Below are 23350 nucleotides of genomic sequence, written 5' to 3' on the forward strand. Positions count from 1 at the left end.
TGCTCGCCGTGACGGAGCCATCACGTCCCGAACAGGTCCTGTTGTCCGTTTCCCGCAGCTTGCGAGCGTGGCGGGGTCAGGCCGAGATGCGCCCAGGCGGCGGGTGTGGCGACCCGGCCACGCGGAGTACGGGCGAGCAGGCCCTCGCGTACGAGGAAGGGTTCGGCGACCTCCTCGACGGTCTCGCGCTCCTCCCCCACCGCCACCGCGAGCGTGGACAGGCCGACCGGGCCGCCGCCGAACAGCTTCAGCAGGGCCTCCAGGACACCGCGGTCGAGCCGGTCGAGGCCTCGGGCGTCGACCTCGTAGACGGCGAGGGCGGCCCCTGCGATGTCCCTGGTGATGATCCCGTCGGCCTTGACCTGGGCGTAGTCGCGGACGCGGCGCAGCAGGCGGTTGGCGATGCGGGGCGTGCCGCGGGAGCGGCCGGCGATCTCGGCGGCGCCGTCGGCCTCGATCTCGACGTCGAGCAGGCCGGCCGAGCGGTGGATGACGCGCTCCAGCTCTCTCGGCTCGTAGAACTCCATGTGCGCGGTGAAACCGAAGCGGTCGCGCAGCGGGGGCGGCAGCAGGCCCGCGCGTGTGGTGGCGCCGACCAGGGTGAACGGCGGGAGTTCGAGCGGGATGGCGGTGGCGCCGGGGCCCTTGCCGACGATGACGTCGACGCGGAAGTCCTCCATCGCCATGTAGAGCATCTCCTCGGCGGGCCGGGACATGCGGTGGATCTCGTCGAGGAAGAGGACCTCGCCCTCCTGGAGGGAGGAGAGGATCGCGGCGAGGTCGCCGGCGTGCTGGATGGCCGGACCGGACGTGATGCGGATGGGGGCGCCCATCTCGGCCGCGATGATCATGGAGAGGGTGGTCTTGCCGAGGCCCGGGGCGCCGGAGAGCAGTACGTGGTCGGCGGTGGCGCCACGCGCGCGTGCGGCGCGCAGGACGAGGTCGAGCTGCTCGCGGACCTTCTCCTGACCGATGAACTCGTCCAGGTCCTTGGGGCGCAGGGCGGCCTCGACGGCCTGGTCCTCACGGTCGGCGGACGCACCGACGAGCCGCTCGGCGGCGGGGGTGTCGGTCGTGTCGTCCCAGTTCATGGAGTGTGCCTCGGGGGTCGCGGTCGGGTGGGTCGTACGAGGAGCGGGGCATGCCCCGGCACAGCGCCTTCAGGCCTTTCCGGGAAGCCGGTCGTCAGCGGGCTCTGTTGAGGGTCTGCAGAGCGGCCTTGAGCAACTGACCGACCTGTGGCGTGCCCCCGGCGGCTTCGGCCTGGGGTGCCACGGCGGACACGGCCTCGTCGGCCTCACGGGTCGCGTATCCCAAGCCGATCAGGGCCGCGTGCAGTTGGTCGCGCCAACCCTGGGTGACCGGTGCACCGACCACCGGGGCTCCGATCGGCTCGCCCAGGCGGTCCTTCAGCTCGAGCAGCAGCTTCTGGGCGCCCTTCTTGCCGATGCCGGGGACGGCGGTCAGGGCCTTCTCGTCGCCGGTCGACACCGCGCGGCGCAGGGCGTCCGGGGAGTGGACGGCCAGCATGGCCTGGGCCAGGCGGGGGCCGACGCCGCTCGCGGTCTGGAGCAGCTCGAAGATCTGGCGTTCGTCGTCGTCCGCGAAGCCGTACAGGGTGAGCGAGTCCTCGCGCACGACGAGGGACGTGGCCAGCTTGGTCTGCTGGCCCATCCGCAGTCCCGAGAGGGTGTTCGGCGTGCATTGGACGGCGATTCCGATCCCGCCCACCTCGACCACTGCGGAGTCCGGGGCGAGGGCGGCGACCGGGCCGCTGACGAAGGCGATCATGCCGTTCGGCCTTTCGACGTGGTCGGTGCTTTGGCTGCGTGCAGGGCCACGGCCTGCTGGAGTCGGTTCTGCGCGGGGGCGCGCCAGATGTGGCAGATGGCGAGCGCGAGGGCGTCGGCGGCGTCGGCGGGCTTGGGCGGGGCGCTGAGCCGCAGCAGGCGGGTGACCATGGCGCCGACCTGTGCCTTGTCGGCGCGGCCGCTGCCGGTGACGGCGGCCTTGACCTCGCTGGGGGTGTGCAGGGCGACGGGGATGCCGCGGCGGGCGGCGCAGAGCATGGCGACGGCGCTGGCCTGGGCGGTGCCCATCACCGTACGGACGTTGTGCTGGCTGAACACCCGCTCCACGGCGACGAATTCGGGCCGGTGCTCGTCCAGCCACTCCTCGATGCCCTGCTCGATGGCGACGAGGCGGTGTCCCAACTCGGCGTCCGCGGGCGTACGGACGACGCCGACGCCGAGCATGGTGAGCGGGCGTCCGGCGACGCCTTCGACCACTCCCACACCGCATCGGGTCAGTCCCGGGTCCACCCCGAGCACGCGCACGCCGCGCCCCTCCCTCTTTTGCGGCTGAACCGCCGCCGCTCGCGGACCTGGCTGAGCGCCGTCGGGGTTCCCCAATTGATGGTTGCGGCCCGTGGACGGCGATCTTTGACTCTCGCCAGGCTATCCGCTGCCACTGACAAGAGCGGCGGGCCGGTGGGATGTGTCCCTCCGGCCCGCCGAAGCCGTTCGGCTCGCGGCAGCGCTATGCGTCGACCTTCTCCATGATCTCGTCGCTGACGTCGAAGTTGGCGAAGACGTTCTGGACGTCGTCGCTGTCCTCGAGCGCGTCGATCAGCTTGAAGATCTTCTTGGCGCCCTCCTCGTCCAGCTCGACCTGGACGGACGGCACGAAGCTGGAGTCGGCGGAGTCGTAGTCGATACCGGCCTCCTGGAGGGCGGTGCGGACCGCGACCAGGTCGGTGGCCTCGCTGATGACCTCGAAGGACTCACCGAGGTCGTTGACCTCCTCGGCGCCCGCGTCCAGGACGGCGGTGAGGACGTCGTCCTCGGTCAGCTCGCCCTTGGGGACGATGACGACGCCCTTGCGGCTGAACATGTACGACACCGAGCCCGGGTCGGCCATGTTGCCGCCGTTGCGGGTCATGGCGACGCGGACGTCGGAGGCGGCGCGGTTGCGGTTGTCGGTGAGGCACTCGATGAGCACGGCGACGCCGTTCGGGCCGTAGCCCTCGTACATGATGGTCTCGTAGTCGGCACCGCCGGCCTCGAGACCGCCACCGCGCTTGATCGCGGAGTCGATGTTCTTGTTCGGCACCGACTGCTTCTTGGCCTTCTGGACGGCGTCATAGAGCGTCGGGTTGCCGTCGAGGTCGACGCCGCCCATGCGGGCCGCGACCTCGATGTTCTTGATCAGCTTCGCGAAGAGCTTGCCGCGCTTGGCGTCGATCACGGCCTTCTTGTGCTTCGTCGTGGCCCATTTAGAGTGGCCGGACATCTGCCTGTCTCCTTCGCGTAACCCATCTATGAACGAACGCCAGAGATCCTACAAGGACTCCGCTGTCCGGTTCGCGCGCACCATGTCGACGAACAGGGCGTGCACGCGGTGGTCGCCGGTCAGTTCCGGGTGGAACGACGTGGCCAGCGCGTTGCCCTGGCGGACCGCGACGATGTGGCCGTCGTGCTCGGCGAGGACCTCGGCCTCGGCGCCGACGGACTCGACCCAGGGGGCGCGGATGAAGACGCCCTCCACAGGATCGCCCGCGACGCCCTTGACGTCGAGGGCCGCCTCGAAGGACTCGTTCTGCCGTCCGAAGGCGTTGCGGCGGACGATCATGTCGATGCCGCCGATCGTCTCCTGGCCCGAGCGCGGGTCGAGGATCTTGTCGGCGAGCATGATCATGCCCGCGCAGGTGCCGTAGACGGGCATTCCGCTGTGCACGCGCGCGCGTAGGGGCTCCATCACGCCGAAGAGGACGGCCAGCTTGGAGATGGTCGTGGACTCGCCGCCGGGGATGACGAGGCCGTCGACCTCGGCGAGCTCTTCGGGGCGCCGCACCGGCCTGGCCACGGCGTCGGCCGCGGCCAGGGCGATGAGGTGCTCCCGTACGTCGCCCTGGAGGGCCAGGACGCCTATGACGGGTGCGTCAGTCATGTACGTGCAGTCCTTGGGAGGGATGCCGGAGGGGTGCTTACCAGCCGCGGTTGGCGTAGCGCTCGGTCTCGGGGAGGGTGTCGCAGTTGATGCCGACCATGGCCTCGCCGAGGTTGCGGGACGCGTCCGCGATGATCTTCGGGTCGTCGTAGAAGGTGGTCGCCTTCACGATGGCGGCGGCGCGCTTGGCCGGGTCGCCGGACTTGAAGATGCCGGAGCCGACGAAGACGCCCTCGGCGCCGAGCTGGCGCATGAGCGCCGCGTCGGCGGGGGTGGCCACGCCGCCGGCGGAGAACAGCACCACGGGGAGCTTGCCGAGCTCGGAGACTTCCTTGACCAGCTCGTACGGGGCGCGCAGCTCCTTTGCGGCGGCGTACAGCTCGTTGTTGTCGAAGCCGCGCAGCTTGGCGATCTCGTTCTTGATCTGGCGCAGGTGACGGACGGCCTCGACGACGTTGCCGGTGCCGGCCTCGCCCTTCGAGCGGATCATCGCGGCACCCTCGGCGATGCGGCGCAAGGCCTCGCCCAGGTTGGTGGCGCCACAGACGAACGGGGTGGTGAACGCCCACTTGTCGGAGTGGTTGACCTCGTCGGCCGGGGTGAGGACCTCGGACTCGTCGATGTAGTCGACGCCGAGGGACTGCAGGACCTGCGCCTCGACGAAGTGGCCGATGCGGGACTTGGCCATGACCGGGATCGAGACGGCGTCGATGATGCCCTCGATCATGTCCGGGTCGGACATCCGGGCCACGCCGCCGTCCTTGCGGATGTCGGCCGGGACCCGCTCCAGGGCCATGACGGCGACGGCGCCCGCGTCCTCGGCGATCTTCGCCTGCTCCGGCGTGACGACGTCCATGATCACGCCGCCCTTGAGCTGCTCGGCCATGCCGCGCTTCACGCGCGCGGTGCCGGTCTCGGGGGCCTGGTTTTCGGAAGTGGACACGGGTGACCTCGCTCGGTGAAAAAGGGCTACTGCAAGCAACGAGGAAACGTGAGGGGAGGGGGCCACTTCAAGGGCCAATGGTGAGGCGGTGGATCGTTTTCCCGCAGCATGGGCGCCTGGCGGCGTTAGTGTCCTCGCATGGAACAGCGCATCAGTCTGGTCACGCTGGGGGTTTCCGATGTGGCGCGCTCCCGGGCCTTCTACGAGGCCCTGGGCTGGCGGGGACAGGAGGTCGAGGAGACGGTCTTCTTCCAGGCGGGCGGGCTGGCCCTGGTCCTGTGGAGCCGCGACGAACTGGCGCGGGACTGCGGCCTGACGGACGGCGCGGCAGCCGGTTTCGGCGGGATCGCCCTGGCCCACAACGTGCGCTCCGACGCCGAGGTCGACGCCCTGCTCACGGCCGCGCAACGGGCCGGAGCGACGGTCACCAAAGCGGCGGCCACGAATGCCGTCGGCTTCTACTCCGGCTGTTTCGTCGACCCGGACGGCCATGCCTGGGAGATCGCGCACAACCCCGGGTTCGCGCTCGCCGAGGACGGTTCCCTCACGCTGCCCGACTTCGGCACGGCCTAGCCCGCCCGGTCCACCAGGGCCGCCGGGGTCTCGTCGTCCATCTCGAAGGCCAGCGGGAACGGGGCGTGGCCGGCCAGGCGGAACCAGCGGACCTTACGGTGTCGCCGCAGGGCCCGGGCCGCCCGTACGGCGTCGTTGTGGAAGCGCCGGGCCATCGGCACGCGACGCACCGCCTCGGTCAGCTCGCGGGCCGCCTCCTCTCCCCCGGGCGCCTCCCGTACCGCCTGCACCTGCTGGGGCTCGGCGAACACGGCCCGCAGCGCCTGGCTCAGCTCGCTCTCGGCGACCTCCCGCTGCTCCTCCTCGGCCTGCCGGGCGGCGTGGGCGGCCTCGTACAGGACGATCGACGCGGCCGGATCCAGCACGCCGGAAGTGGCCAGTTCCTGGGCCACCGACGCGCGGCGCAGCAGTTGTGCGTCGAGAGCGGCGCGCGCCGCGTCGATCCTGGCGTGCAGCCGGTCGAGGCGACCCGCCGTCCAGCTCAGGTAGAGGCCGATCGCGACGAGGACTACGAGGATCCAGATGAGAGTTGCGGTCACGGCCCGCAGACTAGCTCCGTCACGGAGGGCTGCCGCCGCCAGACCCCCGCTTCGGCCCTGAACCGGCGGGCCTCGTCCTCAGAACTCCCCAGAGAGGGCACCCCCGGGCGGGCTGATCTTCCCCGCCTCTTCCCCGCCCGGCGCCGAGAGCCGTCACATGCCTCTCAGTCCCGCGCCAACCCCAGTCGTGCCCGCAGGCCACTCCCCCCGCCGCCCCCGGCTCGCTCATCCGCGGCCACCGCTGCCGCGCCGGCCGTCACCGTCTCGTACACCGACAGGATGTCCGCCCCTACGGTGGACCAGTCGAAGCGGCGTACATGCTCGCTCCCCCGCTCCCGCAGCTCCGCCAGGCGGGCCGGATCCTCCAGGAGGCGTACCGCTGCCTCGGCGAGGGCGTCCGCGTCCTCGTTGGTGAAGAGTTCGCCCGCCGCGCCCTGGTCGAGGACCTGGGCGAAGGCGTCCAGGTCCGAGGCGAGGACCGGGGCGCCGGCCGACATCGCCTCGACCAGGATGATCCCGAAGCTCTCGCCGCCGGTGTTGGGCGCGACGTACAGGTCGACGCTGCGCAGGAAACGGGCCTTGTCCTCGTCGCTGATCATGCCGAGGAACTCGACGCGGGAGCGGAGTTCGGTGGGCAGGGACTCCACGGCCTCCTCCTCGTCGCCGCGGCCCGCCACCAGGAGCCTGGTCTGCGGGCGGGCGGCGAGGATCTTGGGCAGGGCCCTCATCAGCACCGGCAGGCCCTTGCGGGGCTCATCGATGCGGCCGATGAAGCCGATCGTGTCGCCCTGCCACTCGGGGTTGGGCTCGGCCTTGGCGAAGAACTCGACGTCGACGCCGTTGGGGATCACCACCGCGTCGCCGCCCAGGTGTTCCACCAGCGTGCGGCGGGCGTACTCGCTCACCGCGATCCGGGCGCTGATCTTCTCCAGCGCCGCCTGGAGGATCGAGTACGCGGCGATCATCGCCTTGGACCGCGGGTTGGAGGTGTGGAACGTGGCGACCATCGGGCCCTGTGCCGCCCAGCAGGTCAGCAGGCCGAGCGACGGTGAGGCCGGCTCGTGGATGTGCACCACGTCGAACTCGCCGTCGTGCAGCCAGCGGCGCACGCGGGCCGCAGAGAGGAAGCCGAAGTTCAGGCGGGCGACCGAGCCGTTGTACGGCACCGGGACCGCGCGGCCCGCCGAGACCACGTACGGCGGCAGCGGGGTGTCGTCGTCGGCGGGGGCCAGGACGGACACCTCGTGGCCGAGCCGGATGAAGTATTCGGCGAGGTCGCGGATGTGGAACTGGACGCCGCCCGGCACGTCCCAGGAGTACGGGCAGACGATGCCGATTCTCACGGACGCTCCCCGTCCCGGCCGTCGGCAGCGCATGGTCGTGGTTCCAGGTCGGCGAGCCACAAGCGCTGGAGCATGTGCCAGTCCTCCGGATGTTCGGCGATCCCCGTGGCGAAGGCGTCGGCCAGCGCCTGTGTCATGACAGACGTCTTCTCGGCCCGGGTACCTGTCTCGGGCACCTCGATCGGCGGATGGACTCGGCCCTGCATGACCGGGGAGTCGTCGTACCAGAGCGTGACGGGGAACAGCAGCGCCCCGGTCTGCTGGGCCAGCAGCGCCGGGCCGGCGGGCATGCGGGCCGTGTCGCCGAAGAACTCGACCTCGACGCCGGACGCCGACAGGTCGCGGTCCGCGACCAGGCAGACCAGGCCGCCGTCGCGCAGCCTGCGGGCCAGCGTGCCGAAGGCGGTGCCGCCGCTGTGCGGCAGGACTTCCATGCCGAGGCCCTCGCGGTAGGCGACGAAGCGGTCGTAGAGCGTCTCGGGCTTGAGGCGTTCTGCGACCGTGGTGAAGCGTGTCTCCAGCTTGGTGGTGACCCAGGCGCCCGCGAGGTCCCAGTTGGCCAGGTGCGGCAGGGCGAGTATCACGCCCTTGCCGGCTGCCAGGCTGTCGGTCACGTAGTGGACGTCCTTGACGTCCAAGCCGTCCTTGACGCGCTCGGCGCTCCAGGCGGGGAGCCGGAAGGACTCCATCCAGTAGCGCAGGTACGACCGCATGCCCGCGCGCGAGAGCTCGGCGAGGCGCTCCGGGCTCGCGTCGGGCACCACGCGCGCGTAGTTGCTCTCCAGCCGCTGGACGCCCTTGCCCCGCTGCTTCCAGGCGAGGTCGGCGATGGTGCGGCCGAGCCGTACGGCGACCGGCTCCGGGAGCTTCTTGACGGTGCCCCAGCCAAGGGCGTACAGCGCGTCCGTGAGGCGCTCCTGGGCACTCACTTGGCTGCCTCGCTCCCTTGAGAGGCGTTCTGCGACTCCTCGTCCTGTGCGGTCGCCGCCTCCGCCTCCGCCTCCGCCGACTCGCGGCGGACCGTGACGACCCGCTGGATCAGGGTGACGAGGCTGCCGACGGCGACGATCCACAGGGCGACGGGCAGCAGGTACTGGATGCCGGGTACCCCGAACTTGTGCAGGCCCGCCAAACCGGCCGCGACCAGCGAGATCACCAGGCGCTCCGCGCGCTCGACGAGGCCGTTGACCGCGACCGGCAGGCCGATCGACTCGCCGCGGGCCTTGGTGTACGACACCACCTGGCCGCTGGCCAGGCAGAAGATCGAGACGGCGCACAGGACGAGGTCGTCGCCCCCACCGGCGTACCAGAGGATGAAGCCGCCGAAGATCGCGCCGTCGGCGACCCGGTCGAGCGTGGAGTCCAGGAAGGCGCCCCAGCGGCTGGAGCGGCCGAGCTGGCGGGCCATGTTGCCGTCGACGAGGTCGGAGAACACGAAGAGCGTGATCACGACCGTGCCCCAGAAGAACTCGCCCATGGGGTAGAAGACCAGCGCGCCCGCGACCACACCGGCCGTGCCGATGAGCGTGACCGTGTCGGGGCTGACGCCCCGCCGGATCAGAAACGCGGCGAACGGTGTGAGGACACGCGTGAAGAATGCACGCGCGTACTTGTTCAGCATGGCCTTCCCGAGGGTCGGTGTGGCGCCGTGGGCCCCTGCTGGCCACCGGCTGGCCCATCGTAGCCACGCGCGCGTACGGGCGACCGCCGGGCACTCATACCCGGGTCGGACGGGCCGGTCCACCGGTGCCGGACGGCGCGATGACGTCCGCCGTATGGACGCACCGTGACGGGAGTGGAAAGCTCGAAGGACCGCGGGCGTCACCGGAGCCGCCATCGCTGGGGGCACCTCCCGGGCGAAGCCTGGGGGAGGATCCGTATGTCCGCGCCCACAGTGACCTCACCGTGCACGGGAGGCAGGATCATGGGCGACAAGGCGAACACACACCTCGGAGCCGCCGGCAGGGCTACAGCGGCCGACCACCCCGCGTCCGTACGGAATGTGGTGCTGGTCGGCCACAGCGGATCCGGCAAGACGACTCTGGTGGAGGCTCTCGCGCTCACCGCGGGAGCGGTGAACCGGGCGGGCCGTGTGGAGGACGGCGGCACCGTCTCCGACTACGACGAGATCGAGCACCGGCAGCAACGCTCGGTGCAGCTCTCCCTGGTGCCGGTCGAATGGGACGGCATCAAGGTCAACCTTCTGGACACCCCCGGATACGCCGACTTCGTCGGGGAGCTCAGGGCCGGTCTGCGAGCGGCGGACGCGGCCCTTTTCGTCGTCTCCGCCTCGGACGGCGTGGACGGCTCGACCCGCATGGTGTGGGAGGAGTGCGCGGCCGTCGGCATGCCGCGCGCGATCGTCGTCACGCACCTGGAGGCCGCCCGGGCCGACTACGAGGAGATGACGCGGATCTGCGCGGAGGCCTTCGGCGGGGACGACCCCGACGCCGTGCTGCCGCTGTATCTGCCGTTGCACGGCCCGCAGGGCCCGGACGGGCACGCGCCCGTGACCGGCCTGATCGGGCTGCTGTCGCAGCAGCTGTTCGACTACTCCTCCGGGGAGCGCAAGGGGTCCGAGCCGGGCGAGGACCAGCTGCCGGAGATCGAGGAGGCCCGTAACCGGCTGATCGAGGGGATCATCGCGGAGAGCGAGGACGAGACCCTCATGGACCGGTATCTGGGTGGCGAGCAGATCGACGTCAAGACGCTGATCGAGGACCTGGAGCGAGCCGTCGCGCGCGGCACGTTCTTCCCCGTCCTGGCCGCCGCCCCGGCCGCCGACGGCGCCCGGCAGGGGCTGGGCACGGTCGAGGTGCTGGAGCTGATCACGCGGGGCTTCCCGACGCCGCTGGAGCGCGAGGCGCCGCGGGTCACCACGGTCGACGGCAGGCCGCGCGAGCTGAAGCCGTGCGACCCGGACGGGCCGCTGGTCGCGGAGGTCGTCAAGACGGCGTCCGACCCGTACGTCGGCCGGGTGTCGATGGTGCGCGTCTTCTCCGGCACCCTGCACCCCGACGAGACGGTCCATGTCTCCGGTCACGGGCTGGCCGACCGCGGGCACGAGGACCACGACGTCGACGAGCGGATCGGCGCCCTGTCCGCGCCCTTCGGCAAACAGCAGCGGACGCTCACCCATGCCATCGCGGGCGACCTGGCCTGTGTGGCGAAGCTGAGCCGGGCGGAGACCGGTGACACGCTGTCGGCCAAGGACGACCCGCTCCTGATGGAGCCCTGGCAGATGCCCGACCCGCTGCTGCCGCTCGCCATCCAGGCGCACAGCAAGGCGGACGAGGACAAGCTGTCGCAGGGGCTGTCCCGGCTGGTCGCCGAGGACCCGACCATGCGGCTCGAACAGAACCAGAACACCCACCAGGTGGTGCTGTGGTGCCTGGGCGAGGCGCATGCGGACGTCGCCCTCGAACGGCTGCGCAGCCGCTACGGCGTCCAGGTCGACGTCGTGCCGCACAAGGTCTCCCTGCGGGAGACGTTCGCGAACAAGGCGGCGGGCCGCGGCCGGCATGTGAAGCAGTCCGGTGGGCACGGGCAGTACGCGATCTGCGAGATCGAGGTGGAGCCGCTGCCGGGCGGCTCGGGCATCGAGTTCGTGGACAAGGTCGTCGGCGGCGCGGTGCCGCGGCAGTTCATCCCGTCGGTGGAGAAGGGCGTAAGGGCCCAGGCCGCCAAGGGAGTTGCGGCCGGGCATCCGCTCGTCGACATCCGGGTCACCCTGCTCGACGGCAAGGCGCACTCCGTGGACTCCTCCGACGCCGCGTTCCAGACGGCGGGCGCGCTTGCGCTCCGCGAGGCCGCGGCCGACACGAAGATCCATCTGCTGGAGCCAGTGGCCGAGGTGTCCGTCCTGGTCGGCGACGACTACGTGGGCGCCGTGATGAGCGACCTGTCCGGGCGGCGCGGCCGCGTCCTCGGCACCGAGCAGACCAGCGGTGGCCGCACGCTCATCAAGGCCGAGGTGCCCGAGATCGAGATCGGCCGGTACGCCGTCGATCTGAGGTCGCTGTCGCACGGCACCGCACGCTTCAACCGCTCGTACGCGCGGCACGAGCCGATGCCGCCGCAGGTCGCGGAAAGGATTCGGGAAGAGACGCGCGACGCCTCGTAGTCGGCGCTCGGCACTGACCGTCGTCGGTGCCCGGTGCTGACGTAGTCGGCGCTCGGCACTGACAAACGGCTTCTGCGGAACGCTCCCCTCCGCGTCGGCGGGCGGCATTGGGCCGTCCGCCGACGATTGTCGGTGGCGGGGGATACGCTGATCATTGATCAACAGGTGTGCGGAGTACGGAAGTCGGGAAGGCCGCAGAAGCGACAGTGCGGCGATCGGGGGCGGGAATGACCGTTGAGAGCGGTTACGCGGACATCTTCGGTCCGCAGGTGCCGCGCACGGCCGGCGAGGGACAGACGGCGACGTTCGCGCTGGCCTCGGCGGCCTATCGGGACAATCCGTTTCAGGACATCAAGAAGGCCGACAACGAATGGCACCAGACCGACGTCAAGGAAGGCCGCGCGTGGGCCAAGATCTTCCGGCCCAACCTGGGTGAGGCCTTCTCACGTGCCGTCGTCGACCGCATGCTCGGCAGCGGCCGCAAGCCGCTGATCCAGTCCTTCGGCACCGAGCCGCAGGTCGTCGTCGAGCACTGTCTGGCCGCCAACAACATCCGCAAGGCCCGTGATCGGATGCTCAGCGCCATCACGGTCCTGTGCGGTGTGCTCTTCCTGCCCGGCCTGCTGGTGTGGCTGCTGATCTTCCAGCTGCGCACCACCATCGGAAAGGCGAACGAGAAGCGGGGCGGTGCGCTGGCCTCCGTGCTGCTCGTCGCGGCGGGCGCGCTGGCCGTGATCTTCCTGATCCGGATGCCGTTCGGCGGGTTCTGGGCGTGGTATGCGCGTGCCTGTGTGGTCATGCCCGTGGTCGGCTGGTTCTGGGCCAAGCAGGTCTGCGAGCGCACCGCGAAGGACCTGCGGGAGCGGTGGGACAGCCTGCTGGCCGGCAGCAGCGTCGGCGCGAAGGTGCCGGAGGCGGTGCCGACCAGCCCCACCGAGACCCAGGCCGAGCAGCTGCGGCAGTCGCTCGCCAAGCTCAGCGCGGAGCAGCAGTCCAACTCCGTGTTCTACGCCGGGCCCAAGGGGATACTCGGCATGGGAACCCGGTGGGGCAGCTGGCAGTTGGCCGAGAACCTGTCCCCGGCCGACCCCACCCGGGAGATCCACCCCTTCCGCAGCTGGGACGTCATCCGCTCGATCCACGACCAGTTGCGCATGCTGGAGCGCGGCCCACTGAACACCGGCGGTTTTCCCAAGCCTTCGATACGGCACTGGGTCGTCACGCCGATCGCCGAGGGCGCGAAGGCGGTGTCCCGGCCGGAGGGCACGGACGTCGAGGCGTACCAGGTCAAGCAGCACGCGATACAGGACATCTGCAACAAGCAGCAGTTCGGCAGCGGTGACCGGCACTACCTGGGTGTCCAGTGGACGCTGTGGGACGGGCAGTTGATCATCACCATGCTGATCACGGTGACCGTGCTGCACGAGACGTTGCGCATCGAGGTCACCGGGCATGCGCTCGGCCCGGTGAACGGCCTCTTCCAGGAGAAGCCCGAGGCGCCGACCAAGGAGGTCGCCAAGTCGCTGAAGCCGTGGGAGACCCGCAAGGTGAAGCTTCCGCTGGTGAACAGCGACGAGGTGGTACGGCTGGCGGTGCGAGCCCCGATCTCCTGGTATCCGCCGCTGCTGAACTGGCTCGGCGGCACGATAGGCCTGCCCGAGCCGTTCGGGCTCCGGCACGCGTGGGCGGATCAGCCGTGGCGGCACCGCTTCATGGCCGACGACGCGCTGCGCGCCGCCACGCCGGTGCTGCGGGTGGTGCATGCCGCGGCGATCAAGGTGCTGGACGAGAACGGCGTGGACACGGAGAAGTTCGGTACGCGCTCGGCGTTCCTGAGTACGGCTGTGCAGGATGCGGCGCCGCGGAAGGCCGACGTCTACGACGCGTAGGCCTCCGGCGGTTGAGCGGGTGAGGTGGGTCTGGGTGGCCGTCCCCTGGGGGCTGCGCCCCCAGACCCCCCTTCGGCCTTGACGGCCTCGTCCTCAAACGCCGGACGGGCTGAATTGCCGGTACCGTCAAGCCGTCGGCCAGGCCTCCGCCAGCATCTTGCGGGTGTCCGCCAGCAGCTGCGGCAGCACCCGCGTGTGGCCCACGACCGGCATGAAGTTCGTGTCGCCGCCCCAGCGCGGGACGATGTGCTGGTGGAGGTGGGCCGCGATGCCGGCGCCGGCGACCGAGCCCTGGTTCATGCCGATGTTGAAGCCGTGGGCGCCGGAGGCGGTCCGCAGGGCCGTCATCGCCTGCTTGGTCAGGGCGGCGAGCTCAATGGACTCCGGCTCGGTGAGGTCGGTGTAGTCGGCGACGTGGCGGTAGGGCACGACCATGAGGTGGCCGCCGTTGTACGGGTACAGATTGAGGACCGCGTACACCTGCTCACCGCGCCTGACGATCAGCCCGTCCTCGTCGGACTTGGCCGGGATCGAGCAGAAGGGGCAACCGTCGTCGGCTCCGGGGCCGGTCGGCTTGTTCTCACCCTGGATGTAGGCCATCCGATGGGGCGTCCACAGACGCTGGAACGCGTCCTGGATCCCCACTCCCCACTGCTGCTCCGGCTCACTCGTCATGCGTGCAGCATATGGCTTCGTCCGTTCGCGGCGTGTCGCCGGGGCTCGCACCCGATCGCCCCGGGCCAAGCTGGGCCGGTGGACGATGAAGACGGTCGTACGGCCCGCCGGCGGCGGCACACCGAGGTCGCGCTCTTCGGGGCGTCGCTGATCTTTCTCGCCTCGTACGCGGTCCGCGTGCTGGGCCATGGTCATCTGCCGCCGGCCGTGCTCGACCTCTGCCTCGCGCTGACCTGTGCCGCCTGGGCACTGTTCGCCGTCGACTACGCCCTGTGCTGGCGGCTCAGCGGGCAGCGCCTGGGCTTCGTACGGAGACACCTGCTGGACACCGTGGTGCTGGTGCTGCCGCTGTTGCGGCCGCTGCGGGTCGTGAAGTTGTACGAGGCTGTCCAGCGCCGGCACGGAAGGCCTCGGCTCTCCCTGCACGCGCGCGTGATCGTGTATGCCGGGCTGTCCACCGTGCTGCTGGGCTTCACGGGCGCCCTGGCCGTCTACCAGCAGGAGCGCGGGGCGCCGGGCGCGACGATGCGGAGCTTCGGGGACGCCGTGTGGTGGACATGCTCGACCCTCGCCACGGTCGGCTACGGCGACATCACTCCCGTCACGTCACGCGGGCGGGTGATCGCCGTCGGGATCATGGCTGTGGGGCTCGGCCTGCTCGGCGCCGTGACCGGCACGTTCGCCTCGTGGCTCCTCCAGGCCTTCTCCCGCGGGGAAGACGACCACAGGGAAGACGAAAGGCCCCCGGGAAGCTGAACTTCCCCGAGGGCCTTCGTCACGTACGAGCGTCAGACCTGCGCCCGCTCCTCGACCACCGTCGCGATCTTCGCGATGGCCTCGTCGAAGGGGATGCCGTTCTCCTGCGAGCCGTCGCGGTAGCGGAAGGAGACGGCGTTGTTGGCCATGTCCTCGTCGCCCGCGATGACCATGAAGGGCACCTTCTGCTTCTGGGCGTTGCGGATCTTCTTCTGCATGCGGTCGGAGGAGGAGTCGACCTCGACGCGCAGACCCTTCTTCTTGGCGGCCGCGGCGAACTTCTCCAGGTAGTCCACGTGCCCGTCGCCGATCGGGATGCCGATCGCCTGGACCGGGGCCAGCCAGGCCGGGAAGGCGCCCGCGTAGTGCTCCAGGAGCACCGCGAAGAACCGCTCGATCGATCCGAACAGGGCACGGTGGATCATGACCGGGCGCTGCTTGGAGCCGTCCGCGGAGGTGTACTCGAGGTCGAAGCGCTCCGGCAGGTTGAAGTCGAGCTGGATGGTCGACATCTGCCAGGTCCGGCCGATGGCGTCCTTGGCCTGGACGGAGATCTTCGGGCCGTAGAAGGCGGCGCCGCCCGGGTCCGGGACCAGCGGCAGGCCCTGCTTCTCGGCGACCTGGCGGAGGGTCTCCGTGGCCTCCTCCCAGACCTCGTCCGAGCCGACGAACTTCTCCGGGTCCTTGGTGGACAACTCCAGATAGAAGTCGGTCAGGCCGTAGTCGCGGAGCAGGCCGAGGACGAAGGTGAGCGTCCGGTCGAGCTCGTCCGACATCTGCTCGCGCGTGCAGTAGATGTGCGCGTCGTCCTGGGTGAAGCCACGCGCGCGCGTGAGGCCGTGCACGACGCCCGACTTCTCGTACCGGTACACGGTCCCGAACTCGAAGAGGCGCAGCGGCAGTTCACGGTATGAACGGCCGCGCGCGTCGAAGATCAGGTTGTGCATCGGGCAGTTCATGGGCTTGAGGTAGTAGTCCACGCCCTCGTCGAGCTGCATGGGCGGGTACATGCCCTCGGCGTACCAGTCCAGGTGGCCCGACGTCTCGAAGAGCTTCCCCTTCGTGGCGTGCGGGGTGTAGACGAACTCGTAGCCCTCTTCCTCGTGGCGGCGGCGCGAGTAGTCCTCCATGACCCGGCGGACGATGCCGCCCTTGGGGTGGAAGACGGCGAGGCCGGAGCCGATCTGCTCCGGGATGGAGAAGAGGTCGAGCTCGTTGCCCAGCTTGCGGTGGTCGCGCTTCTCGGCCTCGGCGAGGAAGTCGAGGTGCGCCTTCAGCTCGTCCTTCGACGGCCAGGCGGTGCCGTAGATGCGCTGAAGCATCGGGTTCTTCTCGCTGCCGCGCCAGTAGGCGGCCGCGTTGCGCATCAGCTTGAACGCCGGGATGTTGCGCGTGGTGGGCAGGTGGGGACCGCGGCAGAGGTCCTTCCAGCACAGCTCGCCCGTCTTGGCGTCCAGGTTGTCGTAGATCGTCAGCTCACCGGCGCCGACCTCGACGTCCGCGCCGTCGTCGGACGAGGCGGAGCCCTTGAGGCCGATCAGCTCCAGCTTGTAGGGCTCGGCGGCGAGCTCCTCGCGGGCGGCGTCGTCGGTCACGACACGGCGGGCGAACTTCTGCCCCCGCTTCTGGATCTCCTGCATCTTCTTCTCGATGGCCTTGAGATCCTCGGGCGTGAACGGCTTCTCGACGTCGAAGTCGTAGTAGAAGCCGTCCTTGACGGGCGGGCCGATGCCCAGCTTGGCCTCGGGGAAGAGCTCCTGCACGGCCTGGGCCATCACGTGCGCGGTGGAGTGGCGCAGGATGTTGAGACCGTCCTCGGAGGAGATCTCGACGCCCTCGACCTCCTCGCCGTCGGAGAGCACGTACGACAGGTCCTTGAGCTCGCCGCCCACGCGCGCGGCGATGATCGAGCGCTCGCCGGCGAAGAGGTCGGCGGCCGTAGTGCCCGTTGTCACCACGCGCTCTTCCCGCTCGGAATCGCGTTGGATGATCACACGGACGTCTGACACCGGTCTCTCCTGACTGAAGGTGGGGTGCGGCGCCATACCAGGAGCGCGCGCATTACGCGATCGTACCGACCCGGGACGGCCGACCGCGAAACGGTCACGTGAGCGCTCCGCTGGGAGGGCCGTGATGGGTCGGCGGTCGTCTGCGGCTGCGTCGTGGCTGGTCGCGCCCACGCGGCCGAGCCGCACATTGATACAGCCGCGCAAGGCGCCCCGTAGGCGACCGAGCCAAGCATTCGGCACCCCAGCTGCAAGGCCTCGCCCTGCAACCGCCCCCCCCTCAGTCCCCGCCATCCTCCCCGCCGCAAGCCTCTTCGAAGAAGTCCAGATCCTCCTGGAGCGACTTCATCAGCCTGTCCCGCTCAGCCTCGTCCACCTGCACCGGTACGACCCCGGAGGCCCCGGTGACCTTCCGGAAGCCACCTCGGCTCTCCAGCCGTCCGTGCACTCGTACCGGCAGCCCGACGAGGTGGGCGTGCCCGGCGATGCGGTACGCCTCCTCGTCCAGCGTCAGCCGGACGTGCGGAATCTCGGCGCCGGCGAGGACACGCAGCCGTACGGTGCCCTCCCCGCGGGGCCCCGACCTGCGCATGCGTACGACGGCACCGGTGATCCGCACCGGCACGGACGGCTCCTCGCGCAGATAGCGGGCCCCGGCCTCGCGCAGCGCGGGCAGGTCGCCCGGCGAGAACTCGACGGGCTCGACGCCGGCCGCGCAGTCCTCGGGCACCCCGGCCGCGGGTGACCACTCGACGGCGATGCGTGCGCCCTCCGTACCTCGGACCAGGGCGATCAGGGCCTCGGTGAGCTCGCGGCTGACGCCTGCCTCGACGGCACCGTCGAAGGCGTCCATGCCGCCGGTGGCCCGCTGGTAGTCGATGGCCTCGCGGGCGGCGTACAGGGCCTGGTGGAGGCGTACGGCGAGCGGGCGGGCCGTGCCGACGGGCACGAAGGCGGTGAGCCCGCGGCCGCCGGGCGCGGAGCCGACGAGGACGCTCTCCAGCATCGCGGCGGCCGAGCGGCGGTGCCGGGCGCCGTAGTAGCCGGCACGCGCGCGTGTGGCGAGCGCCGCGGCGAGGAGCATCTGGCGGGCGGCGGTGCGCAGTTCCTCCTCGACGGTCCAGGGCGCGGCCCCGGCCGGTCCGCTCGGCGCGTCCCGCCACCACCGGATCTCGTCGCTGGGCACCGCGAGCCCGATCAGCACCTCGCGCGCGGAGGGCATGCCGCTGCGGGAGAGGGCGACGAGCGCCTCCCCGAGCAGGTCGTCGCTGTCGGGAAAGGCACGGGACTCGGGGACGAGCAGGCTCGTGCCGTTGCCGCCGGGTCCGGGCGGGGTCCAGCGGCCGTAGCGCCCGGCCGCTCCCCCGCGCCGCTGCCAGCCGTGCCGGTGCAGCAGGGCGCTGAGCACGGCGGGGTCGACCTCGCCGGGCTCGGGGGGACGGTCCCAGGACGCTTCGACCGGGTGCGGCCTGGCCGGCCGTACCGGTTCCTCCAGGGGGCGGTGCGTCATGGTCTGCCTCCCGTCCCGACCCGCGTCATGATCTCGCAGAGGGCCCGGTCGTCGAAGATGCGTGAGGTCGGTATCCGTACGCTGGTCCTCCGCCTGCCGGTGATCGCGTGGCCGGCCAGGTTGACCCAGTAGCAGCAGTGCCGCAGGTCGAGCCGGTCGTGGCTGGCGCGCAGCCAGTCGTCCTGGGTCCGCGGGACGAGCATCACCACGAGGATCTTGTGCACGGAGACCGGCGTGCGGGCGAGCTTCGCCAGGTGGTCGTTGTCGAGCGTGAAGGAGAAGAACCGGCCGGGCGGGTTCGGCGCGATCTGGTAGGTGGCCTTGAGCTGCACCTTTATGGTGACCTCGTCGTCGACCGTGTGGCCGGGCGCGCTGTGGCTGACGTGCCAGTCGATGCCGTTGTCCGGAAACGGCTGCGACAGGGAGCACCCGGCAGCCGCCGCGACGGCGTGCAGATAGCCCACCTGCAGTGTCTCCATGCAGGCGGTGGTGGCGAGTGAACCGCGATGGGGGCCCGTTCGTTCGGGCAGCAGCCCGCCCCGCTCGGGCTGCGCAATCGCCATGACCAACAGCCTTCCACGCCAGGTGAATCCCCGTGCGGGCCGTTGAACTGCAAGGACCCGCACTCCTGTTGTGTCCTTCCGGCGTACGGCGCAAACGGCCCGGGTATCACCAAACGGGCAGAAGACGGTGCGTCAGCTGCCGTGGGTGAACGAGGGGTTGTGTGGATATGGCGTGCTGGTATGAAGGCCCGCTGGCGGCATTCGACACGGAGACGACAGGCGTGGACGTCGAGACCGACCGGATCGTTTCGGCGGCCGTCGTCGTCCAGGACGCCCCGGGCACCCGGCCGCGGGTGACCCGGTGGCTGGTGAACCCGGGCGTGCCGGTGCCGGAGGCGGCGACGGCGGTGCACGGACTGACGGAGGAACATCTCCAGCGCAACGGCCGCTGGCCGGCGCCGGTGATGCATGAGATAGCCGAGGAACTGGCCGGACAGGCCACGGCGGCCCGGCCGCTCGTGGTGATGAACGCGCCGTTCGATCTGACGCTGCTGGACCGCGAGTTGCGCCGCCATCGCGCCTCGTCGCTGGACCGCTGGTTCGAGGCGACGCCCCTTTTGGTGGTCGATCCGCGCGTCCTGGACAAGCATCTGGACCGTTATCGCAAGGGTCGCCGCACCCTGACCGACCTGTGCGCGCACTACGGCGTCACGCTGGACGGCGCGCACGACGCGGCGGCCGACGCGCTGGCCTCGCTGGAGGTGGTCCGGGCGGTGGGGCGCCGCTTCGCGGCCCGGCTCGAGCGGCTGTCCCCCGCCGAGCTGCACACGCTGCAGGCGGTGTGGCACGCGGCACAGGCCCGCGGGTTGCAGGCGTGGTTCGCGCGCAGCGGCAGCGAGGAGGCGGTGGACCCGGCGTGGCCACTGCGGCCGGACCTGCCGGCGGCAGCCGCCTAGATACGCGAGGCGAGGCGCACAAAAAAGCCGGTCCGCTGCTGCGGACCGGCCTTTCCCGGTGGGCGATACTGGGTTCGAACCAGTGACCTCTTCGGTGTGAACGAAGCGCTCTCCCACTGAGCTAATCGCCCGGGAACGGACTGAACAATACAGGTCCCCGCGCGCTTCCTTCAAACCGCTTGAGGACCGCCGTCATGACCACCTTCATGACCACGTGCATGACCACGTGCACGACCGCCTTGGTGGTCACCGGCCAAGTGCGCCACCAGCCCTCGCCGCCCGGCCCGCATCATCAGCCAGTGGTTGGCGCGGAAGACCGGCCGCCCCGGCACGGCGAACCGCCGCAGCAGCGGCTTGTTCACATCGACCACCTGGTCGTAGCGGGCGATGGTCCCGCTGCCGCCCGACGCGACGGTCCAGCGGGCCCAACCGTCGAGGTCGCCGGACATGGCGATCTCCAGCACCCCCGCCTCCGGGTCCCGCCGCACCTCGCGCGCGGTGAAGACCATGTCGTACGGCAGGACGGATCGGATGGTCATCACGCCGGTGGAGTCACTGACCTTGGTCACCGCGCGCACCTGGGGCCACCAGCGGGGGTAGTCCTCGGCCTGTTCCAGCAGGCCGTAGACGGTGGCGGGCGGTGCGGGCAGGGCCCACAGGCTGCGGAAGCGGTAGTGGCTCCAGTCCATGGGCCGAGTCTGCCCCCGTCCGGGAGGTTCCACCGCATCTGAGTACGTTCTGAGTACGCGTACTCATGCCCTACGGTGTGACGTGTACCACACTCCCGGACAGGTGAGCGCCGCCGCCCGTGCGGCGGCGCTCCTCCTGCCCCAACCGGCCCGCTAGGACGGCATCTTGTCGCCCAGCAGCGCCAGGTTCTCGATGGCGGCGAGGCCGTACAGCGCGGTGTCGTTGGTCGACACCCATGCCGCTTCACTGCCCGGGACCAGCGCGTCCGGGCCGCTCAGTTTCTCCGTCTTCCAGGGCGCCGACTCCTTGTAGCCGTCGGAGTTGTAGAACTTCTGCCACGCGCGCGTGGCGAGCTTCGCGTCGCCGGTCTGGACGGCGGCGTACGCGTCGAGGCGCGAGTGGCCCTGGAAGAGGAGCAGTGTGCCGAAGTTGGAGCCGTAGCGTGCCGCCTGCTCCGCCTTCGTGGCGTTGAAGTAGCGGCAGTAGTCGAAGTACGCCTCGTTGAACTTCGGCATGTCGACGAGGTCGATGAGCTCGGCGCACAGCTCGTTGAGGCCGAACACGGCGGACAGGTGCGAGACGCCGACCACCGGCTTGTCGGCGATGGCGAACCTGCCCGTGTCGAGGTCGTAGAGCCCGGTGCCCTGCACGAAGCCGTTGGGCTGGGCGGCGATCGTCTCCATGGTCGACAGGACGCGCGCCTTGGCCTTCTCCCACTTGGGCCCCTTGCGCTCCCACTCCGTCAGCCACGCCGACACCAGCCCGCTCCAGTCCGTGCCGAAGCCGATCGACAGCGCGTGCCGGTCGGGCGTGTACGGCTCGGTGCGGATCTTGCGGATCGGGTCGAGGACGAGGAAGGTCTCGTCGGAGTCGACGTTGGCGTGCATGAGGTCGCCGACCCGCTCGTCGGCCGTGAGGAAGTAGTAGTAGCGGCGATACGTCGTGTTGGCGATGCGCTGCTGCTTGGCGCTGTCGGCGTAGTGCTGCACGCCGTGCCGGGTGCCGAGGCCGGCCCATTGCCCGAGGTGGTAGACGTCGACCTCACCGGTGTGCCGGGTCATCGCCTCCGCGAACCGGAAGATGTCCGCACGGCCGGAGCGCAGATACGCGAACCACAGCCACAGGTCCGGCGAGAGCTCGGAGTTGTCCCAGGCGTAGCCGCCGATGTCGTACCGCCACTGGTGCCTGACGGTGTCGTAGGTGTGCATGATGTCGCCGTAGTCCCAGAAGCCGTACCAACGGCGCATCTCCACCTGGTCCTTGTAGTAGGTGAAGAGGAAGTCGAGGTGGTCCTCGATCTTGGCCTTGGCGGGCGTGGAGCGGTCCGGCTCGGAGTACAGGCCCGGCCCGAAGACCTGGGCCTTGATGAGCTGCTTGGGCGGGGCGGCGAGCTGGGGCAACACCCGTACGGCATCGACCTGTTGGGCGAGTTGCGTCGCGCTCGGGGTCGATTCGTTGGCCCAGAAGAGGAGTTCGGAGGTGCGGGCGATGCCGTACGGGGTGCCGAACTCGGGCTCGTAGTCCTCGTAGGTGATGTTGAGGCCTTCGAGCTGCTCGGGGTAGGTGTCCTGGCCCATGCCGTCGTGGTAGAAGCGCAGGTCCATGGGCTGTGCCTCGGGCGACCAGAGCCACATGGTGACCTGGGCCTGGTCGGTGTGGGCGTCGCGGATGTCGAGTTGGGCGGGGAACTTCTCCCAGAAGTCCCGTAGCCCGAAGGAGAATCCGCCGCTGACGCCGCCCACGTACCCGAAGCCGGACGCCCGCTTGCCGCCACCGGCGCCGATCCAGCCGTAGCCCTTCTTGGTCCGCTTGCGCAGGGTGAAGCCGTCGGCGGACAGCTGGGAGAGGGTGTAGTCGCCCCACTCGGGGATGTACTGCAACCGGGTCGTCACGCGCTGGTCCCAGGTGGACGGGTCGGGCAGCTTCTGCCCCGCGAACTGCGCCGCCTGTACGGCCGCCCCCGGGTCGCGGCGCAGTCCGGTGATGCCCTTGACGGCCTCGCGGAGCATGCCGGTGCCCTCGCCGCCGATGCGGATGTGGCGGTCGTAGGACTCGTCGCGCATCGGCACGGTGAAGCGCACGCCGATGCCGCGGATGAAGTCGCCGCCGGCCTTGCCCGGCTCCTGGGTGCCGTCGTACGTGATGGTGTGCACCATGCGGAAGGAGTCGGCGCCCGCGTAGAAGTAGAGCCGGATGGAGAAGGGGAGCCAGCTGCGGCTGCCCTTGCGGTGCTTGCCGTCGATCTTGACGACCGCGCGGACCGGGCCCTCCTGCTCGACGGTGACGTCGGAGATGGCGCCCTCGAAGCGTTCGGTCTTGACCGCGCCCTGGTCCTCGTCCTCGATCTCGGGCTGGCGGATCAGCACGAGCCGGCCGTTCTTGGCGATCTCGGTGGAGCCCCGGGTGACCGACTTGATCAGCGTGGCGCCGGACTTGCCGATCTTCGCGGTGATGACGCCGGTCGAGATGTCGATGGTGCCGCCGCTCTTGTCGACGGTGACCTTCTTCTCCGGTACGGCGGCCTCGCCGGCGGCGAGCGTGAGCTTGCCGGTGCCCGAACTCACCGCGTGGGCCGTCCACTTGAGGGAACCGTCCGGCCAGTAGGCGATCGGCCAGGACTGCACGGGCACGGACTTGCCGTCCGCGTCCGTCACCGCGAACGTCTGGTCCTCCTGGTACGTGCCCTTCGGCCACGGCACACCCACGGTGGAGCCGGGCGCGGCACCCAGGCCGCCGTCCTCCAGCCAGTCGAGGGTCACGGGGTCGGCATCGGCGTCGGCGGCTCTCGGCGCGGCCTGCGCGTCCTTGGCTCCCAGTGCCCAGCTGAACTGCGCGGCGGCGCCGGCGACGGCGGCCGCCTTGAGGATGGACCTGCGGGGGATGGGGGACATGGCCT

The 23350-nt window shown here is 70.4% G+C and carries 21 protein-coding genes and 1 tRNA gene; 5 read left to right on the plus strand and 17 right to left on the minus strand.

Annotated features, from left to right (window positions below; all coding sequences use genetic code 11):
- Positions 1 to 20 precede the first annotated feature (20 nt).
- From ruvB to pdxS, 6 genes are all read right to left on the minus strand, one after another.
- Positions 21 to 1091 carry a Holliday junction branch migration DNA helicase RuvB gene (ruvB, locus tag ACTMVF_RS08105; RefSeq protein WP_441270263.1) on the minus strand — a complete coding sequence of 357 codons (1071 nt, stop codon included), beginning with the start codon at positions 1089 to 1091 and terminating at the stop codon, positions 21 to 23.
- A gap of 94 nt (positions 1092 to 1185) precedes the next feature.
- Positions 1186 to 1791 (minus strand): Holliday junction branch migration protein RuvA, encoded by a 606-nt coding sequence (ruvA, locus tag ACTMVF_RS08110; RefSeq protein ID WP_441270264.1) that lies wholly within the window; start codon positions 1789 to 1791, stop codon positions 1186 to 1188.
- Positions 1788 to 2336 carry a crossover junction endodeoxyribonuclease RuvC gene (ruvC, locus tag ACTMVF_RS08115; RefSeq protein ID WP_441270265.1) on the minus strand — a complete coding sequence of 183 codons (549 nt, stop codon included), beginning with the start codon at positions 2334 to 2336 and terminating at the stop codon, positions 1788 to 1790. The genes ruvA and ruvC overlap by 4 nt, the downstream gene beginning before the upstream one ends.
- A 202-nt stretch (positions 2337 to 2538) precedes the next feature.
- The gene (locus ACTMVF_RS08120) at positions 2539 to 3291 is read right to left on the minus strand and encodes a YebC/PmpR family DNA-binding transcriptional regulator (RefSeq protein WP_128427832.1); all 753 of its coding nucleotides are present in this window, start codon (positions 3289 to 3291) and stop codon (positions 2539 to 2541) included.
- Positions 3292 to 3339: 48 nt separating this feature from the next.
- Positions 3340 to 3948 (minus strand): pyridoxal 5'-phosphate synthase glutaminase subunit PdxT, encoded by a 609-nt coding sequence (pdxT, locus tag ACTMVF_RS08125; RefSeq protein ID WP_441270266.1) that lies wholly within the window; start codon positions 3946 to 3948, stop codon positions 3340 to 3342.
- Positions 3949 to 3985: 37 nt separating this feature from the next.
- The gene (gene pdxS / locus ACTMVF_RS08130) at positions 3986 to 4891 is read right to left on the minus strand and encodes a pyridoxal 5'-phosphate synthase lyase subunit PdxS (RefSeq protein WP_441270267.1); all 906 of its coding nucleotides are present in this window, start codon (positions 4889 to 4891) and stop codon (positions 3986 to 3988) included.
- A gap of 138 nt (positions 4892 to 5029) precedes the next feature.
- Between pdxS and ACTMVF_RS08135 the strand changes: the two genes are divergently transcribed.
- Entirely contained in the window at positions 5030 to 5464 is a 435-nt protein-coding gene (locus ACTMVF_RS08135) for a VOC family protein (protein ID WP_441270268.1), read from the plus strand.
- On the opposite strand, the gene ACTMVF_RS08140 is transcribed toward ACTMVF_RS08135, so the two are convergent.
- The 4 genes from ACTMVF_RS08140 to pgsA all read right to left on the minus strand — a co-directional run bounded on the left by ACTMVF_RS08140 (position 5461) and on the right by pgsA (position 8967).
- On the minus strand, positions 5461 to 6003 hold the full coding sequence (locus ACTMVF_RS08140; RefSeq protein WP_441270269.1) for a hypothetical protein: 543 nt from the start codon (positions 6001 to 6003) through the stop codon (positions 5461 to 5463). The genes ACTMVF_RS08135 and ACTMVF_RS08140 overlap by 4 nt on opposite strands.
- Before the next feature lie 164 nt (positions 6004 to 6167).
- Positions 6168 to 7346: a glycosyltransferase family 4 protein gene (locus ACTMVF_RS08145; RefSeq protein WP_441270270.1), complete on the minus strand. Its 1179-nt coding sequence runs from the start codon at positions 7344 to 7346 to the stop codon at positions 6168 to 6170.
- Entirely contained in the window at positions 7343 to 8275 is a 933-nt protein-coding gene (locus ACTMVF_RS08150) for a phosphatidylinositol mannoside acyltransferase (protein ID WP_441270271.1), read from the minus strand. Before ACTMVF_RS08150 ends, ACTMVF_RS08145 begins: the two co-directional genes overlap by 4 nt.
- Positions 8272 to 8967, minus strand: coding sequence for a phosphatidylinositol phosphate synthase (gene pgsA, locus ACTMVF_RS08155; RefSeq protein ID WP_441270272.1), 696 nt, complete (start codon positions 8965 to 8967; stop codon positions 8272 to 8274). The genes ACTMVF_RS08150 and pgsA overlap by 4 nt, the downstream gene beginning before the upstream one ends.
- Positions 8968 to 9270: 303 nt before the next feature.
- Here pgsA and ACTMVF_RS08160 point away from each other — a divergent pair, with 303 nt between their 5' ends.
- Together ACTMVF_RS08160 and ACTMVF_RS08165 are read left to right on the plus strand one after the other, a co-directional pair.
- Complete coding sequence (locus tag ACTMVF_RS08160) at positions 9271 to 11469, plus strand: elongation factor G-like protein EF-G2 (protein WP_441270273.1); 2199 nt, start codon at positions 9271 to 9273, stop codon at positions 11467 to 11469.
- Between the two features lie 227 nt (positions 11470 to 11696).
- The gene (locus tag ACTMVF_RS08165; protein ID WP_441270274.1) at positions 11697 to 13358 is read left to right on the plus strand and encodes a hypothetical protein; all 1662 of its coding nucleotides are present in this window, start codon (positions 11697 to 11699) and stop codon (positions 13356 to 13358) included.
- Positions 13359 to 13484: 126 nt separating this feature from the next.
- Here ACTMVF_RS08165 and ACTMVF_RS08170 read toward each other — a convergent pair whose 3' ends face one another.
- A complete protein-coding gene (locus ACTMVF_RS08170; protein WP_441270275.1) occupies positions 13485 to 14033 on the minus strand; it encodes an HIT family protein in 549 nt (182 codons plus the stop codon).
- 78 nt (positions 14034 to 14111) lie between these two features.
- Between ACTMVF_RS08170 and ACTMVF_RS08175 the strand changes: the two genes are divergently transcribed.
- Positions 14112 to 14789, plus strand: a complete 678-nt coding sequence (locus tag ACTMVF_RS08175) for a potassium channel family protein (RefSeq protein ID WP_441270276.1) — start codon at positions 14112 to 14114, stop codon at positions 14787 to 14789.
- A 32-nt stretch (positions 14790 to 14821) separates the two neighbouring features.
- Here the strand turns inward: ACTMVF_RS08175 and thrS are convergent, their stop codons facing one another.
- The 3 genes from thrS to ACTMVF_RS08190 form a co-directional block, all read right to left on the minus strand.
- Positions 14822 to 16798: a threonine--tRNA ligase gene (gene thrS / locus ACTMVF_RS08180; protein ID WP_441270277.1), complete on the minus strand. Its 1977-nt coding sequence runs from the start codon at positions 16796 to 16798 to the stop codon at positions 14822 to 14824.
- Positions 16799 to 17075: 277 nt separating this feature from the next.
- The gene (locus ACTMVF_RS08185; protein WP_441270278.1) at positions 17076 to 18305 is read right to left on the minus strand and encodes a hypothetical protein; all 1230 of its coding nucleotides are present in this window, start codon (positions 18303 to 18305) and stop codon (positions 17076 to 17078) included.
- A complete protein-coding gene (locus ACTMVF_RS08190; RefSeq protein WP_302002099.1) occupies positions 18302 to 18868 on the minus strand; it encodes a DUF4365 domain-containing protein in 567 nt (188 codons plus the stop codon). The genes ACTMVF_RS08185 and ACTMVF_RS08190 overlap by 4 nt, the downstream gene beginning before the upstream one ends.
- Before the next feature lie 167 nt (positions 18869 to 19035).
- Here ACTMVF_RS08190 and ACTMVF_RS08195 point away from each other — a divergent pair, with 167 nt between their 5' ends.
- Positions 19036 to 19764, plus strand: coding sequence for a 3'-5' exonuclease (locus ACTMVF_RS08195; RefSeq protein WP_441270279.1), 729 nt, complete (start codon positions 19036 to 19038; stop codon positions 19762 to 19764).
- Between the two features lie 59 nt (positions 19765 to 19823).
- On the opposite strand, the gene ACTMVF_RS08200 is transcribed toward ACTMVF_RS08195, so the two are convergent.
- The 3 genes from ACTMVF_RS08200 to ACTMVF_RS08210 form a co-directional block, all read right to left on the minus strand.
- Positions 19824 to 19895: transfer RNA gene (locus tag ACTMVF_RS08200), tRNA-Val, on the minus strand.
- A 39-nt stretch (positions 19896 to 19934) separates the two neighbouring features.
- Positions 19935 to 20453 (minus strand): SRPBCC family protein, encoded by a 519-nt coding sequence (locus ACTMVF_RS08205; protein ID WP_441270280.1) that lies wholly within the window; start codon positions 20451 to 20453, stop codon positions 19935 to 19937.
- 153 nt (positions 20454 to 20606) lie between these two features.
- Positions 20607 to 23345, minus strand: a complete 2739-nt coding sequence (locus ACTMVF_RS08210; protein ID WP_441270281.1) for an exo-rhamnogalacturonan lyase family protein — start codon at positions 23343 to 23345, stop codon at positions 20607 to 20609.
- Between the last annotated feature and the right edge of the window lie 5 nt (positions 23346 to 23350).

This window comes from Streptomyces sp. SD31 (genome assembly GCF_052068475.1).
Classification (GTDB): domain Bacteria; phylum Actinomycetota; class Actinomycetes; order Streptomycetales; family Streptomycetaceae; genus Streptomyces.

What these genes read in the sequence shown, in the direction of transcription:
- ruvB (WP_441270263.1), bottom strand. Translation starts at nt 1,091, where the DNA reads ATGAACTGGGACGACACGACCGACACCCCCGCCGCCGAGCGGCTCGTC.
- ruvA (WP_441270264.1), bottom strand. Translation starts at nt 1,791, where the DNA reads ATGATCGCCTTCGTCAGCGGCCCGGTCGCCGCCCTCGCCCCGGACTCC.
- ACTMVF_RS08120 (WP_128427832.1), bottom strand. Translation starts at nt 3,291, where the DNA reads ATGTCCGGCCACTCTAAATGGGCCACGACGAAGCACAAGAAGGCCGTG.
- pdxT (WP_441270266.1), bottom strand. Translation starts at nt 3,948, where the DNA reads ATGACTGACGCACCCGTCATAGGCGTCCTGGCCCTCCAGGGCGACGTA.
- ACTMVF_RS08135 (WP_441270268.1), top strand. Translation starts at nt 5,030, where the DNA reads ATGGAACAGCGCATCAGTCTGGTCACGCTGGGGGTTTCCGATGTGGCG.
- pgsA (WP_441270272.1), bottom strand. Translation starts at nt 8,967, where the DNA reads ATGCTGAACAAGTACGCGCGTGCATTCTTCACGCGTGTCCTCACACCG.
- ACTMVF_RS08160 (WP_441270273.1), top strand. Translation starts at nt 9,271, where the DNA reads ATGGGCGACAAGGCGAACACACACCTCGGAGCCGCCGGCAGGGCTACA.
- ACTMVF_RS08165 (WP_441270274.1), top strand. Translation starts at nt 11,697, where the DNA reads ATGACCGTTGAGAGCGGTTACGCGGACATCTTCGGTCCGCAGGTGCCG.
- ACTMVF_RS08170 (WP_441270275.1), bottom strand. Translation starts at nt 14,033, where the DNA reads ATGACGAGTGAGCCGGAGCAGCAGTGGGGAGTGGGGATCCAGGACGCG.
- ACTMVF_RS08185 (WP_441270278.1), bottom strand. Translation starts at nt 18,305, where the DNA reads ATGACGCACCGCCCCCTGGAGGAACCGGTACGGCCGGCCAGGCCGCAC.
- ACTMVF_RS08190 (WP_302002099.1), bottom strand. Translation starts at nt 18,868, where the DNA reads ATGGCGATTGCGCAGCCCGAGCGGGGCGGGCTGCTGCCCGAACGAACG.
- ACTMVF_RS08195 (WP_441270279.1), top strand. Translation starts at nt 19,036, where the DNA reads ATGGCGTGCTGGTATGAAGGCCCGCTGGCGGCATTCGACACGGAGACG.
- ACTMVF_RS08205 (WP_441270280.1), bottom strand. Translation starts at nt 20,453, where the DNA reads ATGGACTGGAGCCACTACCGCTTCCGCAGCCTGTGGGCCCTGCCCGCA.
- ACTMVF_RS08210 (WP_441270281.1), bottom strand. Translation starts at nt 23,345, where the DNA reads ATGTCCCCCATCCCCCGCAGGTCCATCCTCAAGGCGGCCGCCGTCGCC.